Raw genomic sequence first — 17,397 nt, 5'->3', positions numbered from 1 at the left:
ATATTATGCATAAATTATATAAATATTTTTTAACTGTAATAGCAGTTATTTTAAAGACCAATAAAATTACTATACTGATCTTATTAAAGGCTATTTAAAATTTTAATGACAAAAAAAGTTTTGTTTAGTATACGCTTTATGCACAAAGAAACAGGAGAGTTTAATGGAAGAAAATTTAGCTATAAATGATGTTCCACGCGGTATGAGCAAAGAAGAAAAGCGCATTATTGCTATTTCATCATTAGGAACAGTTTTTGAATGGTATGATTTTTACCTTTATGCTTCTCTTTCTAGCTATATCGGTGTAACTTTTTTTTCTAATTATCCCAAAACAACACAAGACATTTTTGCTTTATTAACATTTGCTGCTGGTTTTATCGTACGTCCTCTTGGTGCAATTTTTTTTGGAAGATTTGGTGATGTTTTGGGAAGAAAAAAAATCTTCATATACACCATTTTCATAATGGGCATATCAACTTTTCTTGTAGGTATTTTGCCAGGATCTAATACTATTGGTTTTTATGCTCCTGTAATTTTAATTATCCTTCGCCTATTTCAAGGCCTTGCAATAGGCGGTGAATATGGCGGTGCCACAACATATGTAGCAGAACATGCTCCTAAAGGTAAACGTGGTTACTTTACTTCATGGATTCAAATGACTGGAGCTTGTGGTTTATTACTATCTTTACTTGTAATTTTCATAGTTGAATCAGTACTTGATACTGAATCTTTTGCCTCTTGGGGATGGCGGATTCCTTTTTTAGGATCTTTTATATTTCTTGGTATATCCCTATATATCAGAATTTATATGAATGAATCGCCTGCTTTCCAGAGAATTAAGTCACAAGGGAAACTTTCTAAGGCTCCTATATCAGAAGCATTTGGACAATGGAAAAATCTAAAACTTGTTCTCATTGCATTGTTTGGACTTACAGCAGGACAAGGAGTTGTAAGCGTATCTGGTCGAGTATACATGCTTTTTTTCATTCAAAGCGTCTTACACCTTGAAACAAAAACAGCAAATTTTATAATGGCCATCTCTCTTGTTTTAACCGCTTTTTTTATGATATTTTTTGGTTGGCTTTCCGATAAAGTAGGCAGAAAATATATTATTTGTTCAGGTTATGTCCTGGTAATTTTTACTTTTTTTCCACTTTTTCATATTTTAGTCAAATCTATTAATCCAGCTCTTGCTAAAGCTACTGAGTCTATTAATGTAGTGATTTATTCAGATCCTGCGGAGTGTAATTTTCAATTTAATCCAATTGGTACATCAAAATTTACTACACCTTGTGATGTAGCAGCCGCCTATCTAACAAACCAATCGGTACCATTTAAAATTATAAAAGGAATCAAAGGAGAGCCGACAACTGTAACAGTTAACTCCACAACGATTTCAAGTTATTCTCAAAATAAAGATACAGATAATTCAAAAATTAGCTCAGAGATTTTCAAAAAACAAATAAGCATGGCATTAGTTGGCGCAGGTTATCCTTTAAAAAGAGCAGGTATATTTGTAGCAAATCATGAACTTAATGCTTTTCTTGCTAGAAATCCTGAGCTTAACACTACCCCTGAAGAAGTTCGAGCTCACTCTAAAACGCAAAAGAGAACATCAACTGCATATAAAGAGAAAAACAGTTCATCTCCTTCAACAGAAACATATTATTTTATATCAAATGGCGGAGAATTTCAAGTTTACTCTGACCCAAATCATATAAGTTATTTTATGGCGATTCTTGTTATTACAACTATAGCAATATATGGCGCAATGATTTATTCTCCCTCAGCAGCTCTCTTGGTTGAACTATTTCCTACAAAAATTCGTTATAGCAGCATATCACTACCTTATCATATTGGAAATGGGTGGTTTGGAGGTATGTTACCTGCAACCACTCTTGCTATAAGTACAGCTACTGGAAATATATACTCAGGACTATGGTATCCTATATTAATAGTTATTATCTCTTTAATAATATGTATTATCTATCTTCCTAAAAAAGATCCAGATGAATTATTATAAACGTGATTATAACACGATCACGTTTTTTACTCATGATATTGCCATCTAATGTTATTTAAAAAAGCATTAGATGGCCTGAGATGCAAAAGATTTAATTTCTTCAAGAAACATTTTAGTCTCTAGTAAAGGATCTGCACTTCTTACAATAGGACGAGCTATTACTATATGACTAGCCCCAGCCTCTAAAGCAGCTTTTGGACTCATTGATCGCTTTTGATCATCAGTATTAGTTCCTGCAATACGTATTCCAGGAGTAACGATAGACATTTCTTTACCAATTTTAGAACGAACTACTGCTGCTTCCCTAGCTGAACATACTACCCCTCCCATTCCGAACTCATAAGCCTGAACTGCACGCTTAATAACAAGAGAATGAAGATTATCCCGATAGCCTGTTTCTATGAGATCATTATCATCCATTGATGTCAAAACAGTAACAGCAAGCAAACATATTTCACTTCCGCGTGCAGCTGCAACTGCACTTTTCATAACTCTAGGATAGGCATGTAAGGTTAGCATTGTGATACCCATTTTTGCTATATTCTCAACACTACCGGCCACGGTATTGTCAATATCAAGTAATTTCAAATCTAAAAATATATTTTTTCCTTGATAAATTAAATCACGCGCTAGCTCTAACCCTCCTGAGAAAACAAGATGATACCCTATCTTGTAGAAATTTACAGTATCACCAAGTAATGCTACAATCTTTTCTGCTTCTAAAACAGTTGGCAAATCTAAACCAACAATAAGACAGGAAGTTTCATCCAAATTAGTTTTCTTCATCTTTATCACAAGTCTTTCTTTTCAAATAAGACAAGAAACTCTTACAAAAAAATTGAATACATTAACTCGTTAAAATCTTTTTGAAAATCCATATACGGGCTGGAGGTATATTACGTATAATAAAATCGTAATGTTCAAGTATATATTCTTCTGGATCCTCTTTAACAGGAGGATTTATACCATAGCAAATCTGAACTATTGGACGCCCAGGGGGTATAAGATTTAATAGATTCTTAATAAGGTTAATCCGACTCTCTAAAGGAAAATTTAATAAAGGTAAACCAGAAATTACTGAATCAAACTTTATACCAGGGAATTTACTGAGGGTTTTTTCTAAATCAAAGACATCACCATGAACAAAGCTTATTCCAGGGAAAGTAACCTTAAGGTAATTATAAAATTCTTTTACGTATTCAATTGAAACAATTTTATGAGGAGCAAGGCCTCTTTTTAAGAGGGCTCTCGTTACAACTCCAGTTCCTGCACCTAGCTCTAAGACTGGCAGGTCTGAATTAATGTTCACTAAGCTTACCATCCTACGAGCTGTAATAGAAGATGTTGGTATAACAGCTCCTATTTTTTGGGGCCTTCGAAAGGCTTCCCTTAAAAAAAGAAGATTTTCATAAAAATTTTTATTGATTTGCTTATTTTGATGCCAATTCATTTTATGATGACCCTATAAGAATTTTTTGTAATAAAGTGTTAAACACAATCTAATCTAAACTCTCATTGGCATTAATACATAAAATACATCATTATTATCATTGTTCTTAACAATCGCAGAAGAACTAGACTGATCTAATAGAAAAATAACTTCTTTACTTGTAAGTTTTTCTGCTATTTCCAATAAATACTTAGAATTAAAGCTTATTTCCAATGATTGATGATCATAAAAAACCTCCAAATCTTCCATAGCACCACCAATATCACTATTCTCAACTGTCAAAAGCAATTTATTTTCAGATAAAGCTAATTTTATAGCCCGGCTTTTTTCAAACGTTATAGTTGATACACGATCAACGGATTTTTTGAAATTTTGACAATCTATGATCATTTTCTTGTTATTAGTAACGGGTATAACAGACTCATAATCAGGAAAAGTAGCATCAATTAGTTTAGATTTTAAAATAAGAGAATCTATTGTAAAACGAATTTGATCATCAGATATCTCAACAGAAACCATATTATCAAAAAAAGATAGGATCTTTTGAAGCTCGTTAACTGCCTTACGAGGGACTATAATACTTTTCATACCAAGAGCTTCTAAAGGAGCATCAATACCAGATACAGCTAAACGATGACCATCCGTTGTTACTGCTCGCAGCTTTTGTACTTCTTCATTTTTAACTGTATGAAAAAAAAATTCCATTAAGGTAAGCTCTTGTTTCACTTATTGGAATAACGAAATACGTTCGATCAATCAGAATCTTCAAAGAAGATGATTCCAATTTGAAAGAATGATTAAAATTTGTTTCTGGTAGACTTGGAAACTCTTCGTCTGGCAGGTATTTTAAAGAAAATTTGGAACTTCCTGATATAATTGCAATACTAGCATCAGAAACTAATTTAGAGAGCATAATCTCTGAATCTTCAGGTAATTTCCTTACAATATCAAAAAGAAGTTGAACAGGAAGCGTAGCAGAACCTGACTCATAAACATCAGCAACTATAATATCTGTCATTTCAATCTCAAGATCAGTTGTCTTCATTTTAAGATGATTACCACTTGCCTGAAGCAATACATTCGATAATATTGTTAGATTATTCTTTCTTTCAACAATTCTACTAATATGATTTAGTGATTTTAATAAATTTGAGCGCTTAACTGTAATCTGCATAGATTATATACTTTCTAACTATTGGTTATACTTACAATAAAAAGTACTTTTTATCTAAAGTATTGATGGTATAAAAATACCAGGACAATATCCCATTTTCATCAATTGCAAAATTACTTTTTTTTCGGAAAAATAGAAAATACCTAATAAATCCTGTCTGCCTAATAGCTTATTGATATTAAATATAACCTATACTATTAATTAACTTTATAAAAGTTATAGTTAATACCTTTAATTACAAGGCTAATATTAGATATATAACTTTATCTAAGCAGGTATAATAAAATATTGTATAATTTACCCATAATATATATATTCGGATATTATCCATGTATTCTATATTTCTCGAACTTTATTTTAAAAAATTTTCTATAAAAGTTGTTATAGCAAGCTAAAAATTCATGTACATTACAAAAACTGATATCGCGAATAGAGTTTATAATCATACTTGGAAGATTGATCCTATAGTAAGAAGTCTTCTGGATACAGATTTTTATAAATTACTGATGCTACAATTAATATGGAAATACTATCCCGATATTGAGGTTACATTTTCGTTTATAAACCGCAATAAAGAAATTTCTTTAGTAGATAAAATAGATGAATCTGAATTGCGCTCTCAACTTGATTATGTTCGTTCTTTAAAATTTTCTAAAAAAGAACTAATCTGGTTAACCGGCAATACTTTTTATGGACGTAAGAAAATTTTTGAACCAGAATTCGTTTCCTGGTTATCAAATTTTAAGCTTCCTGAATACGAGCTTTCACATAAAGATGGTCAATATATTCTTAATTTTCGTGGTTATTGGAAAGAAACGAGCTTATGGGAAATTCCTGCATTAACTATCATTAACGAGCTCTACTCACGTACAATTACTAGATCAATGGGATTATTTACTCTTGATGTATTATATGCTCGAGCAAAAGCCAAAATTTGGTCTAAAGTAAAAAGACTACAAAAACTTCCAGAATTAAAAATCTCTGACTTTGGTACACGCCGCCGTCATTCATTCTTGTGGCAAAGATGGTGTGTTGAAGCATTGAAAGAAGGCATAGGAATTTCTTTCAATGGTACTTCTAATATACTGCTTGCAATGGATTCTGACTTAGAAGCTATTGGGACTAATGGACATGAATTACCAATGGTAGCAGCAGCTTTAGCAAAAACAGATGAAGAAGTCCTCAACTCTCCTTATAAAATAATGCAAGACTGGAATCGTCTTTATGGTGGCAACCTTTTGATTGTGTTACCCGACTCTTTTGGAACAACTTATTTTCTTAAAAATGCTCCATCTTGGATTGCTGATTGGACAGGCTTTCGTCATGATAGCGGTTCTCCAATAGATGCCGGGGAAAAAATTATTGAATGGTGGGAAAAAATGGGATGTGACCCTCGTGATAAGTTACTAATTTTTTCCGATAATCTTGATGTCGATTCCATAATTAATGCTTATAAACATTTTAAAGACCGTGTACGAATGAGCTTTGGTTGGGGAACAAATCTTACGAATGATTTCATTGACTGTGTACCGCAAAATAATGCAGACTTAAATCCACTATCTATTGTCTGTAAAGTGAGTGAAGTTAATGGGAAAAAAGCTGTAAAGTTATCTGATGACTTATCAAAAACCACAGGAACTCCTGAAGAAGTTAAACGTTACATGAAATTATTCTGCAGAAAAGATGAACTGGATTAGTCAAACCTTATTTAAGATCACTAAAAAATAAAAAACACCTTGGCGGACAGAGAGGGATTTGAACCCTCGATACGCTTACACGTATACACGCGTTCCAGGCGTGCGCCTTCAACCACTCGGCCACCTGTCCATAATAATAGCATAATAGCAATAGAAAAAACTCTATCAATAAAAATTGTGAATTAAATATATTTAACAAGCCTTATTTTAAAAAAGTACAACAATTTTAACTAAATCTAATAAATTGCTACACAAATACTTCTTACTATAAAAGAGCCATTAATTATATGAATTGTGATTCTTAAGAGCTGCTCCAAGAATATCCCCTAATGAAGCACCTGAATCTGATGAACCAAACTGAGCAACAGCCTCCTTCTCTTCAGCAATTTCCAATGCTTTAATAGAAACAGTCAATTTACGATCTTTCTTAGATACGTTAACAATACGAACATCCACCAATTGGCCGACAGAAAAACGTTCAGAACGTTGATCATTTCTATCACGAGATAGCTCAGAACGACGAATGAAGGAAGTTATATCATCATGCCCAACAAGCTTTACCTCTATACCATTTTCATTAACTGCAATGACTTCACAAGAAACAATAGAATTCTTACGTAACTCATTAGAATTACCATAATCACTAGATTGCGCATTACGTAATTGCTTTATTCCTAATGATATACGCTCTTTTTCAACATCCACATCAAGGACAACCGCTTTAACGACATCTCCTTTATTATATTCCTCTATAACCTGCTCTCCAGGACGGCTCCAATCAAGATCAGAATGATGAATCATTCCATCTAAATTATAATCAAGACCAATGAATAAACCAAACTCTGTCTTATTCTTGACTTCTCCTTCAACCTCAGAGCCTGGTGGATAATTGCGAGCAAAATTTTCCCACGGATTACCAAGAACTTGCTTAAGACCCAATGATATACGTCTTTTAACAGGATCAACTTCTAATATAACAACCTCAACCTTTTGACTTGTGGAAAGAATCTTACCAGGATGAATATTTTTCTTTGTCCAAGACATTTCAGAAACATGAGTTAAGCCCTCAATACCAGGCTCAATTTCAATAAAAGCACCATAATCTGTTATATTTGTAACTGTACCACAAACCTTGCTTCCTGCAGGATATCTTTCCTTTATACCTTGCCATGGATCATTCTCTAATTGCTTCATACCAAGAGATATACGATGTGTTTCATGACTTACACGTATTATCTGGACTTTTATTTGCTGACCTACTGTTAAAAGTTCTGAAGGATGGCTTATACGATACCAAGCTATATCAGTGACATGCAACAAACCATCAATACCAGCTAAATCAACAAAGGCACCATAATCTGTAATGTTCTTAACAACACCTTCAACAATTTGACCTTCTTCAAGTTTTTGAACAATTTCAGAACGTTGCTCAGCACGCGACTCTTCGAGAACTGTACGACGAGATACAACTATATTTCCGCGCCGTTTATCCATTTTCAGAATTTCAAAAAACTGTGGATTATGCATAAGCGGAGTTATATCCCTAATCGGACGAACATCTATTTGTGAGCGAGGCAAGAATGCTATAGCACCGTCAAGATCAACTGTAAGACCTCCCTTTACCTGATTAAATATAACCCCTTGAACCTTTTCACCTGATAAAAATTTAGCCTCAAGCTTAATCCAACTTTCTTCACGTCTCGCTTTTTCACGAGAGAAAACAGCCTCTCCAAATGCATTTTCTATACGCTCAACATAAACCTCAACTTCATCGCCAACCTTAATATAATTATCTTGTTCCTTTATCCCGAATTCCTTAAGAGGTACACGCCCTTCTACCTTCAGCCCAACATCAACAACTACAACATCTTTCTCAATTGCTGTAACAATACCTTTTGTAACACAACCTTCAATAAGGTCTTTTTTAGAAAAATTTTCTTCAAGAAGAGCTGCGAAATCTTCACGGGATGGACTACTAAAAGACATTAACACTCCTGATAGGATTACTTCAAAAAAACTTGTTAAAACCGGGTTTAATAATTAAAAAAGCCTGCTGTCATCCTTACTTGCAGAAAGAAAAACCCGAAACATAAACAACAAAACTTATAATTGGATGATACAAACGCATACTTTAAACCACACTACTGTTACTTAAACCCTGTTGAGCTTTGTGTCAATAAGGCGTTTCGCAACTTTGAACATAGTTTCAACATTCATTTTAGTTGTATTAATAAAATAAGCACCCTTATCTTGTATAAGCGGAGACAATAACCTCGTCTTATCTCGTTTATCTCGCTGCTTTATACTTTCATATATAGTATAATAATCCACATTAATTCCAGAAGCAACCATTTCAGCATGCCTACGCTCTGCCCGAATCTTCAGAGAAGCAGTCACATAAAGCTTTACAACTGCATCAGGACAAACTACCGTCCCTATATCACGGCCATCAATAACTGTTCCCGGCTTTTTTAAAGAAAAAACTCTTTGTATTTTTATCAATTCACGACGTACAAGAGGCTTAACAGCAATTTCAGAAGCTGCACCCGCGATTTCATATGTTGAAAGCACTGCTCTGTTAAGATCAGAAAAATCTATCCCCTTTATTACCTGCACAACTGCAACCTCATCATCAAGATTTATTCCTAAATCCAAAACAGCTTTAGCAACAGCACGATATACTAAGCCTGTATCAAGTCTATGAAAACCGTATTCTTCAGCAACAAGACTAGCAAGAACACCTTTACCTGCTGCTGCCGGACCGTCAATGGCGATTATATGATTCACCTAATACACCAAACAATCATAATGACTCTATCTTAGCTCCTAAACTTTTCATAATTCCTATAAAATTTGGGAAACTTGTAGATATCATACTACAATCGTCTATAGCTACCGGATATTCTGATACAAGCCCCATAATGATAAAACTCATAGCAATGCGATGATCCAGACAGGTATGAACTAAAGCTCCTGACAATGAACCAAGTTTCTTGCCTTCAGAGACACCATTTACAATAAGATAAGAATCCCCTTCTTCACAATCAACATTATTAAGCTTTAAGCCATTTGCAATAGCAGAAAGTCGATCTGACTCCTTAAAACGCAATTCTTGTAAACCTTTCATAATTGTTTTACCTTCAGAGAAAGCAGCGATTACAGCTAAAATTGGATATTCATCAATCATTAACGCTACACGTTGTTCTGAAACAACAATTCCCTTAAGCTTGGAAAACCGCACATGCAAATCTGCAACATTTTCACCCCCCTCAAGTCGAACATTAAAAATCTCAATATCCGCACCCATATCTTGCAACACAAGAATAAATCCTATACGTGTTGAATTCATTAAAACATTTAAAATCTTGATATCAGACCCAGGAACCAAAACAGCTGCAGCAATTATAAATGCAGCTGAAGAAGGATCTGAAGGAACATCTATAACCTGACCCACAAGGTTGCTTCTTCCTTCCAGACGAATACATCGCTTAGAATTCATATCAGTTTCAACTGTCAAATTAGCGCCAAAGCTTTGAAGCATTCTTTCTGTATGATCTCGTGTTATAACATTCTCAATTACTGTTGTAATACCAGGTGTATTGAGGCCAGCAAGCAGCAGTGCTGACTTAACTTGAGCAGAAGCCATGGGAACTGTATAAACAATAGGATTAGGTGTTTTAGGCCCACGCAGAGTTATTGGAAGCTTTTCATTTTCAAAAGTCTTTACTTGAACTCCCATTTTATGCAAAGGATCAAGAATCCTTCCCATAGGTCTCTTTGAAAGAGACTCGTCCCCTATAAAAGTTGCTGAAAAATCATAAACACCAACGAGTCCCATAACAAGCCTACAGCCTGTACCAGAATTTCCAAAGTACATAGAATGTTCTGGAGCCAACAGGCAACCATTTCCAACACCCCTAACAATCCATTTTTCGTCTTTCTTTTCAATGCTAGCCCCCATAGCAACCATTGATTCTTTTGTTTTGATGACATCATCACTTTCAAGCAAACCATTGATTATTGTTTCCCCAGAGGCAATACTCCCTAAGATCAATGCACGATGAGAGATAGACTTATCCCCCGGGACACGAACAGTTCCTTCAAGAGAAGATGACCGAAGCGATCTTAAAGAATTCATTTGAGTGGGGTGTAGCATATTAAAATATCCTTTATCATATTTTTCAGCATCAAGAATAACACAAATAATAGCTTGATTCGTTTGCCAAGATCTCTTCTGATTATCTAAAAATTTCAGAACAGTTTGAAAATATCTTTGACTTGCTTCTCAATAATCTTTACAATACATGATATTGACACATTAAGAAGGATTTTTTCTTGGCAAAAGAAGAACTTGGAATAAAAAGAACTTGTCCAGATACAGGAAAGAAATTCTATGATCTCAACAGAGATCCTATAATATCTCCTTACACACAAAAATCTTGGCCTTTGTCATATTTCGATAAAACTTCTTCTATATTAAAAGATATCGAAGACGATGAAATCGGAGGAGAAACTGTAGAAGGCCCGCATGAAGAGATTATATCTGAAGACGAAGATGTAAGTGTTGTTGTAGACGATGATCTGGAAGATGTAGGTGAGCAAGTAATTTCTTTGGAAGATGACGATGCATTCCTTGAAACAACAGATGAAGAAGAAACTGATATGAGTAATATTATAGCTATAACTCCTGATAGTGATGAAAGTTGATTGTTTTTTAGCTAAAGTTGCGATTACGGTTATTGTATATTTGATATCAATACCTATAATGAGGTCAAAGACGTTAGAGTTTTAAAAAATGGGGCTATAGCTCAGATGGGAGAGCGCTTGCATGGCATGCAAGAGGTCAGCGGTTCAATCCCGCTTAGCTCCACCAAAAAAGGTTACATACATTTTTAGATTTACGTTATTTGAGATATTAAATATTTGTTGGATAGAAATGAACATAAGTATACTTATTAGAAAAATTTTACTTTAATTTAGATTAAAATTTATTAAAAGCCTAGATATATAAATTTATCTTCAGTAAAAACCCAATTGTTATTGTATAACAACTAATGTTTCTAAATTAGGTAATTATATATGCCAAGCTCTTTATTTCTAGCATATGGTACAATAAAAAAATTAGGTAAGTTCTTTAATCATGGAAAATAAAAAATCCAGTTACAGCTACAAGGAAATTATCAGTTGCGGACGTGGTGAAATGTTTGGTCCTGATAATGCACAACTTCCGCTGCCTCCAATGTTAATGTTTAACCGCATCACAGAAATTTCTGAAACCGATGGTTTATATGGGAAAGGATTTATACGCGCTGAACTAGATATAACTCCTGACTTGTGGTTTTTTAATTGCCATTTTCAAGGAGATCCAGTAATGCCTGGATGCCTTGGCCTAGATGCTTTATGGCAATTAACAGGTTTTTTCCTCGGTTGGCTCGGCGAACTTGGAAAAGGTAGAGCTATATCCACTGGCGAAATAAAATTCAAAGGCATGGTAACACCAAAAGCTAAAATTCTTGAATATGGTGTAGATTTTAAACGTATTCTACGTAGTCGTCTTGTTCTCGGAATCGCCGATGGTTGGGTGAAAGCGGATTCGGAACGAATATACACAGCAGTAGACTTACGTGTTGGACTTTTCAAAAAAAAAGAATAAAAAAGTTCTTGCAACAAATGTTTGAGTAACTAAAGGAGCGAATCTATCCAAATGAGACGAGTAGTCATTACAGGGCTGGGCATAGTGTCTCCTATAGGGAACAATGCATCTGACGTTACGTTATCCTTACATGAGGCGAAATCTGGTATAACATTTTCAAAAGATTTCTCAGAGCTTGGTTTCCGTTGCCAAGTATGGGGAAAACCATCACTTGATCCAGAAGATCTTATTGAACGTAAAGCCATGCGTTTCTTATCTCAAGGAGGTGCATGGAACCATATTGCCATGAAACAAGCAATTGCTGACTCAGGATTAGAAAAACAAGATATTAGTAATGAAAGAACAGGCCTTATCATAGGGTCAGGAGGGCCTTCTACTCGCGTTATTGTTGAAGCTGCTCTTACTACAAAGCAATACGGAAATACTCGCCGTATAGGCCCTTTTTCTGTCCCTAAGGCTATGTCATCAAGTGCTTCTGCTACATTGGCAACTTGGTTTCAAATACATGGAGTTAATTACTCAATATCTTCAGCTTGTTCCACTTCTGCTCATTGTATAGGTAATGCTGCAGAAATGATTATGTGGGGAAAACAGGACTTAATGTTTGCAGGCGGACAAGAGGATCTTGACTGGACAATGTCTAACCTTTTTGATGCTATGGGAGCTATGTCATCAAAATTTAATCTTAATCCTCAAGTTGCTTCACGTGCTTATGATATAAATCGTGATGGCTTTGTTATATCAGGCGGAGCTGGTATTCTAATATTAGAAGAACTTGAAAGGGCAAAAGCACGAGGTGCAAAAATTTATGCTGAACTAAAAGGTTATGGAGCTACCTCCGATGGTCATGACATGGTTGTCCCTTCAGGTGAAGGTGCTGTTCGATGTATGCGACAAGCCTTAAGTCAAATTCATGAAAGTGTCGACTATATTAACACTCATGGAACTTCAACTCCTATTGGTGACACTAGAGAGATTGAAGCAATTCGAAAAGTTTTCGGGAACAACATTCCATATATCCAGTCAACAAAATCTTTAACTGGTCATTCTTTAGGTGCGGCTGGTGTCCAAGAATCAATATATACATTACTGATGATGCAAGAAAACTTTATTGCTGAAAGTGCAAATATTGAAACTCTAGATCCAGAATTTGAAGGGATACCTATTGTTAGGAAACGTATTGATAATGCAAAAATTGATGTAGCCCTATCTAATTCTTTTGGCTTTGGTGGGACAAATGCCACTCTTGTATTCCAGCGTTACAATGGATAAAAAAATGAACTCCACTTTAAAAGGGAAATACGGTCTAATTATGGGGGTTGCAAACAATTATTCCATAGCATGGGGCATATCCAAAGTATTGGCAAATGCTGGAGCATCTCTTGCCTTTTCTTATCAAGGAGAAGCACTTGGTAAAAGATTGAAACCTTTAGCTCTTGAATTAGGCTCAAATTTCATTGTTCCCTGTGATGTAGAAAAACTTGAATCTATAGATTTAATGTTTGAAGAAATTAAGAATCGCTGGGGATTTCTTGATTTTGTAGTCCATTCTATAGCTTTTTCTGATAAAAATGAGTTACGTGGTTGTTATGCCAATACTACTCGTAATAACTTTAGCCGTACTATGCTCATCTCTTGTTTTTCATTTACAGAAGTAACAAAACGAGCTGCAATGTTAATGCCAAATGGAGGTTCCATTTTGACACTAACTTATGGAGGTTCAACGCGTGTAATTCCTAATTATAATGTCATGGGAGTTGCCAAAGCAGCACTCGAAGCATCTGTTCGCTATTTAGCATCCGATTATGGTCCTCAAGGTATTCGTATTAATGCTATTTCTGCTGGTCCAGTCCGTACTTTAGCTGGTGCTAGTATTTCAAATGGTCGAGCGATTCTTTCGTGGAATCAAGAAAATGCTCCCCTTCGTCGTTCAGTAACCCTTGAAGATATAGGAAATTCAGCACTTTATTTACTTTCTGATATGTCACGTGGAATTACAGGAGAAATTCATCACGTAGATGCCGGGTACAATATTATATCCATGCCAGCAAAATATAATAACCAAAACAAAAATAATCCTGAATAAAAAACTCTTCAATAAATATTATTCTAAACTTGTTAATATAATTCGTTAACTGATACACGATATCATTTTATAATTTTAAATATGTATTCTTTTATTGTTATATAATAATAAATACTTATTGTAGTAAAGTTCCTTTAAGATAAATTTGTCTTTAGTCTTCTGGCTTTAAATAAACTTCAGGAATGATTTTTGTATATATTAATCCTTAAGAGCCTAATAAAGTGCTTTCTAATATAAATGTAGCAATCGTTGGAGCAGGTGTAGTTGGTTTAACAGCAGCAAGTGAGCTTTTAGAAAAAGGAATGTCTATTACTCTTTTTGAGAAGAGTAATACAATAAGTGTACAATCTTCTTCTTGGCAAGCTGGTGGGATGATTTCTGCTTTTTGTGAAAGCGAATCTAGCAATGATAGATTAGAAACTTTTGGACAGCTTGCGATAAATTGGTGGCTGTGTCATGTTCCAGAAACTATTCGAAGTGGTACCGGTACACTGGTTTTAACACTTTCACGTGATTATGAAGAGCTCAACCGATTTGCAAGACGTACACACTCTTATAAATGGCTTAACGTTGATGGAATAGCCTCTCTTGAACCAGACCTATCTGAACGTTTTTCGCGAGGGCTATTTTTCTATAAAGAAGCTTTTTTGAATCCACGAAAAACACTAGTTCTTTTAGCTGAAAAGATAAAACAAAGAGGCGGGTTCTTACATCTTGGAGAAGAAGTAAATCCTCAAGATCTTATATCTGAAAAAAAATTTGATGTTATCATTGATGCAAGAGGTTTTTTTTGCACACCATGAAATTCCTTCTTTACGTGGTGTTCGTGGTGAAATGATCATAATACGTTGCCCTGATGTTTTTCTCTCACATCCAATCCGTTTATTACATCCTCGTTCCTCTATCTATGTTATACCTCGAGAAGATAATTATTTTATGGTTGGTGCTTCAATGATAGAAAGCAATCATCAAAATCCAATTACATTGCGCTCAGCTGTAGAACTCATGAATACTGCTTACGCTTTGCATCCTGCTTTTGCTGAAGCTGATATCATAGAACTTGGTGTTGGAATCCGACCATCTTTTCCAAATAATATGCCTAAAATTCTAGAAAATGGAAAAATTTTTATTATTAACGGAATGTATCGATATGGTTTTCTCATGGCACCAATATTAGCAATGGAGTTATCTAAGCGACTTAAAGTTCAATTTTATGAAGGGAAATAACTATGGAATCGTTCACTATTCAACTCAATGGTAAAGAAAAGAAGATATATTCCAAGACGCTAGAACTCTTAATAGATAAAGAAGGATTCAATCCATTAATAGTTGCAACAGCTGTTAATGGTGTTTTCATTGCAAGAGAAAAAAGAGCTGATCTACAGCTTAAACAAAATGACACCGTAGAAATAGTTTCTCCTATGCAAGGAGGTTAATTATTATGTTAACTTTTTATGATTTCAAAGCAACCTCAAGGTTGCTTTTAGGGAGTGCACAATATCCTTCACCCCAAATCTTAGAAAAAGCAATAGTAAGCAGTGGCATTGAAATTGTTACAATGTCATTACGAAGAGAAATGCGCTCTGAAGGAAATGGTCAAGGTTTTTGGTCTCTAATAAGCCCACTTTGCAAACGTATATTACCAAATACTGCTGGATGCCATTCTGTTAAAGAAGCCATCAACACTGCTTATATGGCACGAGAAGTTTTTAAAACAACTTGGATAAAACTAGAAATCATTGGAGAAACAGATACGCTGCATCCCGATCTTTTAGCTTTAGTAGAAGCAACTCGCATATTACACAACGACGGATTTGATGTCTTTCCTTATATGACTGAAGATTTAATAGTTGCAGATAAACTTCTTGAGATCGGATGTAAAGTACTCATGCCTTGGGGGGCTCCAATTGGTACAGGACGAGGTCTTAATAATAAATATGGACTTATGAGTTTACGAGCTCATTTCCCTGAAGTTACTATGATTATTGATGCTGGAATTGGACGCCCATCACACGCTATGGAAGCTCTAGAAATAGGCTTTGATGCTATACTTCTTAATACTGCCGTAGCAAAAGCTAAGGATCCAATAGCCATGGCTAACGCATTTTCTAAAGCTACAGAAGCTGGCTATCAAGCATTTCTTGCAGGAATCATTGAAGAACGTAATATGGCAATACCGTCAACGCCTCTTATTGGTAAAGCAATTTTGGAATAATTCATAATGAAAAATTTGAGTCGTTATAATCAACAAATCATGCTTCCAGAAATAGGAGAAGAAGGACAAGCTCTTCTCCATTGTGCTCATGTGCTGATCATTGGTGCTGGTGGATTAAGCTCAACTTTATTACCAATATTAACAGGAGCTGGGATTGGTACTATAAGCTTATATGATGAAGATCATGTAGAGGAAAAAAATTTACACCGCCAAACACTTTTTACAATGAATGATATAAATCATTTCAAAGCAAAGGTAGCAGCAACAAGACTCGAATCTATTAATCCAGACTGTAAAATCAAACCCTATATACAACGACTTACACCTGCAAACGTAGCTGAAGCTGTAGCCCCTGCAGATATTATCATTGATGCGGCAGATAACTTTGCAGTTACTTATATCCTTAGTGATGCCTGCCTAGATAATAAAAAACCTTTTGTAAGCGCTTCTGTTCTTGGTCTATTAGGATTCGTTGGTTGTTTCTGTAATGAGGCCCCAAGTTATCGAGCAGTTTTCCCATCGCTACCAAGTCAAGCAAATAGCTGTTCTACAACAGGAGTTCTTGGAGGAGTAGTGTCTATTATTGCCAGCATCCAAGCACAGCTTGTGTTAGCATACTTATTAAAATTTAAACCAGCACCTCCTGGGTTAATGATAACTTTTAATGGGCATGGATTTATTTTTGGCAGTTTTTCTTTCCTTAATGCTCCCGAACCAGAAGAAAATAAAAAAATTCCTTTTATTTCAATGAATAACATCTGTTCTAGCGATATTATTTTTGATCTTCGTAGTGTAGAAGAAATGCCTTCTTTACCTATAAAAGAATCTATACGTTTATCTCTAGAAGACATCCCGCTTTGGGCATCTAACCTATCAGGTAACAGAGAACAACGAATAGTATTTTGCTGTCGTTCTGGTTTAAGAGCAGCTAATGCTGCTTATTACTTTAAAGAAGCAGGTTTTTCAAAGGTCGCATTAATTGCCTTCTCAGCTACATAAAAATAAAATCCATCAATAAAATCTTAACCATATTTTATATAAACCTAGAAATATAATATAAGATTTTTTTAGCTACATTCAAAAATTTTAATCACATTGC

General features: G+C 34.8%; 16 protein-coding genes, 2 tRNA genes and 1 pseudogene. 12 read left to right on the top strand and 7 right to left on the bottom strand.

What is annotated here, in order from left to right; translation table 11 throughout:
- The first annotated feature begins 163 nt into the window (after positions 1–163).
- Entirely contained in the window at positions 164–2,023 is a 1,860-nt protein-coding gene (locus tag B488_RS00585) for an MFS transporter (protein WP_015272537.1), read from the top strand.
- Between the two features lie 66 nt (positions 2,024–2,089).
- Here B488_RS00585 and pyrF read toward each other — a convergent pair whose 3' ends face one another.
- The 3 genes and pseudogenes from pyrF to dnaN all read right to left on the bottom strand — a co-directional run bounded on the left by pyrF (position 2,090) and on the right by dnaN (position 4,647).
- Positions 2,090–2,809, bottom strand: a complete 720-nt coding sequence (gene pyrF, locus B488_RS00580; RefSeq protein ID WP_015272536.1) for an orotidine-5'-phosphate decarboxylase — start codon at positions 2,807–2,809, stop codon at positions 2,090–2,092.
- Positions 2,810–2,870: 61 nt separating this feature from the next.
- Positions 2,871–3,473 (bottom strand): phospholipid N-methyltransferase PmtA, encoded by a 603-nt coding sequence (pmtA, locus tag B488_RS00575; RefSeq protein ID WP_015272535.1) that lies wholly within the window; start codon positions 3,471–3,473, stop codon positions 2,871–2,873.
- A gap of 54 nt (positions 3,474–3,527) precedes the next feature.
- Positions 3,528–4,647, bottom strand: a pseudogene (gene dnaN / locus B488_RS07470) (DNA polymerase III subunit beta).
- Between the two features lie 407 nt (positions 4,648–5,054).
- Here dnaN and pncB point away from each other — a divergent pair.
- Positions 5,055–6,344, top strand: a complete 1,290-nt coding sequence (gene pncB, locus B488_RS00565) for a nicotinate phosphoribosyltransferase (protein ID WP_041770879.1) — start codon at positions 5,055–5,057, stop codon at positions 6,342–6,344.
- Positions 6,345–6,384: 40 nt separating this feature from the next.
- On the opposite strand, the gene B488_RS00560 is transcribed toward pncB, so the two are convergent.
- From B488_RS00560 to aroA, 4 genes are all read right to left on the bottom strand, one after another.
- Positions 6,385–6,474, bottom strand: a tRNA-Ser gene (locus B488_RS00560).
- A 149-nt stretch (positions 6,475–6,623) separates the two neighbouring features.
- Positions 6,624–8,330 carry a 30S ribosomal protein S1 gene (gene rpsA, locus B488_RS00555; RefSeq protein ID WP_015272532.1) on the bottom strand — a complete coding sequence of 569 codons (1,707 nt, stop codon included), beginning with the start codon at positions 8,328–8,330 and terminating at the stop codon, positions 6,624–6,626.
- A 165-nt stretch (positions 8,331–8,495) separates the two neighbouring features.
- On the bottom strand, positions 8,496–9,131 hold the full coding sequence (gene cmk / locus B488_RS00550) for a (d)CMP kinase (protein WP_015272531.1): 636 nt from the start codon (positions 9,129–9,131) through the stop codon (positions 8,496–8,498).
- Between the two features lie 16 nt (positions 9,132–9,147).
- Positions 9,148–10,500, bottom strand: coding sequence for a 3-phosphoshikimate 1-carboxyvinyltransferase (gene aroA / locus B488_RS00545; RefSeq protein ID WP_015272530.1), 1,353 nt, complete (start codon positions 10,498–10,500; stop codon positions 9,148–9,150).
- A 179-nt stretch (positions 10,501–10,679) separates the two neighbouring features.
- Between aroA and B488_RS00540 the strand changes: the two genes are divergently transcribed.
- The 10 genes from B488_RS00540 to B488_RS00500 all read left to right on the top strand — a co-directional run bounded on the left by B488_RS00540 (position 10,680) and on the right by B488_RS00500 (position 17,297).
- A complete protein-coding gene (locus tag B488_RS00540) occupies positions 10,680–11,051 on the top strand; it encodes a TIGR02300 family protein (RefSeq protein WP_015272529.1) in 372 nt (123 codons plus the stop codon).
- A 90-nt stretch (positions 11,052–11,141) separates the two neighbouring features.
- Positions 11,142–11,217 (top strand) — tRNA-Ala (locus B488_RS00535).
- Between the two features lie 267 nt (positions 11,218–11,484).
- Positions 11,485–11,997 (top strand): 3-hydroxyacyl-[acyl-carrier-protein] dehydratase FabA, encoded by a 513-nt coding sequence (gene fabA, locus B488_RS00530; protein WP_015272528.1) that lies wholly within the window; start codon positions 11,485–11,487, stop codon positions 11,995–11,997.
- A 51-nt stretch (positions 11,998–12,048) separates the two neighbouring features.
- Positions 12,049–13,269, top strand: coding sequence for a beta-ketoacyl-ACP synthase I (gene fabB / locus B488_RS00525; protein WP_041770507.1), 1,221 nt, complete (start codon positions 12,049–12,051; stop codon positions 13,267–13,269).
- A gap of 4 nt (positions 13,270–13,273) precedes the next feature.
- Positions 13,274–14,083, top strand: a complete 810-nt coding sequence (fabI, locus tag B488_RS00520; protein WP_041770877.1) for an enoyl-ACP reductase FabI — start codon at positions 13,274–13,276, stop codon at positions 14,081–14,083.
- Between the two features lie 221 nt (positions 14,084–14,304).
- The gene (locus tag B488_RS07380) at positions 14,305–14,886 is read left to right on the top strand and encodes an FAD-dependent oxidoreductase (RefSeq protein ID WP_051012089.1); all 582 of its coding nucleotides are present in this window, start codon (positions 14,305–14,307) and stop codon (positions 14,884–14,886) included.
- A complete protein-coding gene (locus B488_RS07375; protein WP_051012088.1) occupies positions 14,858–15,310 on the top strand; it encodes an FAD-dependent oxidoreductase in 453 nt (150 codons plus the stop codon). The genes B488_RS07380 and B488_RS07375 overlap by 29 nt, the downstream gene beginning before the upstream one ends.
- A 2-nt stretch (positions 15,311–15,312) precedes the next feature.
- Positions 15,313–15,519, top strand: coding sequence for a sulfur carrier protein ThiS (gene thiS / locus B488_RS00510; protein WP_015272524.1), 207 nt, complete (start codon positions 15,313–15,315; stop codon positions 15,517–15,519).
- Positions 15,520–15,524: 5 nt separating this feature from the next.
- Positions 15,525–16,298 (top strand): thiazole synthase, encoded by a 774-nt coding sequence (locus B488_RS00505; protein WP_015272523.1) that lies wholly within the window; start codon positions 15,525–15,527, stop codon positions 16,296–16,298.
- A gap of 6 nt (positions 16,299–16,304) precedes the next feature.
- Positions 16,305–17,297, top strand: a complete 993-nt coding sequence (locus tag B488_RS00500; RefSeq protein WP_015272522.1) for a HesA/MoeB/ThiF family protein — start codon at positions 16,305–16,307, stop codon at positions 17,295–17,297.
- Positions 17,298–17,397: the final 100 nt, after the last annotated feature.

The sequence above is a fragment of the Liberibacter crescens BT-1 genome (assembly GCF_000325745.1).
Classification (GTDB): Bacteria; Pseudomonadota; Alphaproteobacteria; order Rhizobiales; family Rhizobiaceae; genus Liberibacter; species Liberibacter crescens.
The sequence above is the reverse complement of the archived record's forward strand: the minus strand, read 5'-3'. Positions and strand labels throughout refer to the sequence as shown.

Excerpts from the sequence above, each read along its gene's own strand:
- B488_RS00585 (WP_015272537.1), top strand. The coding sequence starts at position 164 with ATGGAAGAAAATTTAGCTATAAATGATGTTCCACGCGGTATGAGCAAA.
- pyrF (WP_015272536.1), bottom strand. The coding sequence starts at position 2,809 with ATGAAGAAAACTAATTTGGATGAAACTTCCTGTCTTATTGTTGGTTTA.
- pmtA (WP_015272535.1), bottom strand. The coding sequence starts at position 3,473 with ATGAATTGGCATCAAAATAAGCAAATCAATAAAAATTTTTATGAAAAT.
- rpsA (WP_015272532.1), bottom strand. The coding sequence starts at position 8,330 with ATGTCTTTTAGTAGTCCATCCCGTGAAGATTTCGCAGCTCTTCTTGAA.
- aroA (WP_015272530.1), bottom strand. The coding sequence starts at position 10,500 with ATGCTACACCCCACTCAAATGAATTCTTTAAGATCGCTTCGGTCATCT.
- fabA (WP_015272528.1), top strand. The coding sequence starts at position 11,485 with ATGGAAAATAAAAAATCCAGTTACAGCTACAAGGAAATTATCAGTTGC.
- fabB (WP_041770507.1), top strand. The coding sequence starts at position 12,049 with ATGAGACGAGTAGTCATTACAGGGCTGGGCATAGTGTCTCCTATAGGG.
- fabI (WP_041770877.1), top strand. The coding sequence starts at position 13,274 with ATGAACTCCACTTTAAAAGGGAAATACGGTCTAATTATGGGGGTTGCA.
- B488_RS07375 (WP_051012088.1), top strand. The coding sequence starts at position 14,858 with ATGCAAGAGGTTTTTTTTGCACACCATGAAATTCCTTCTTTACGTGGT.
- thiS (WP_015272524.1), top strand. The coding sequence starts at position 15,313 with ATGGAATCGTTCACTATTCAACTCAATGGTAAAGAAAAGAAGATATAT.
- B488_RS00505 (WP_015272523.1), top strand. The coding sequence starts at position 15,525 with ATGTTAACTTTTTATGATTTCAAAGCAACCTCAAGGTTGCTTTTAGGG.
- B488_RS00500 (WP_015272522.1), top strand. The coding sequence starts at position 16,305 with ATGAAAAATTTGAGTCGTTATAATCAACAAATCATGCTTCCAGAAATA.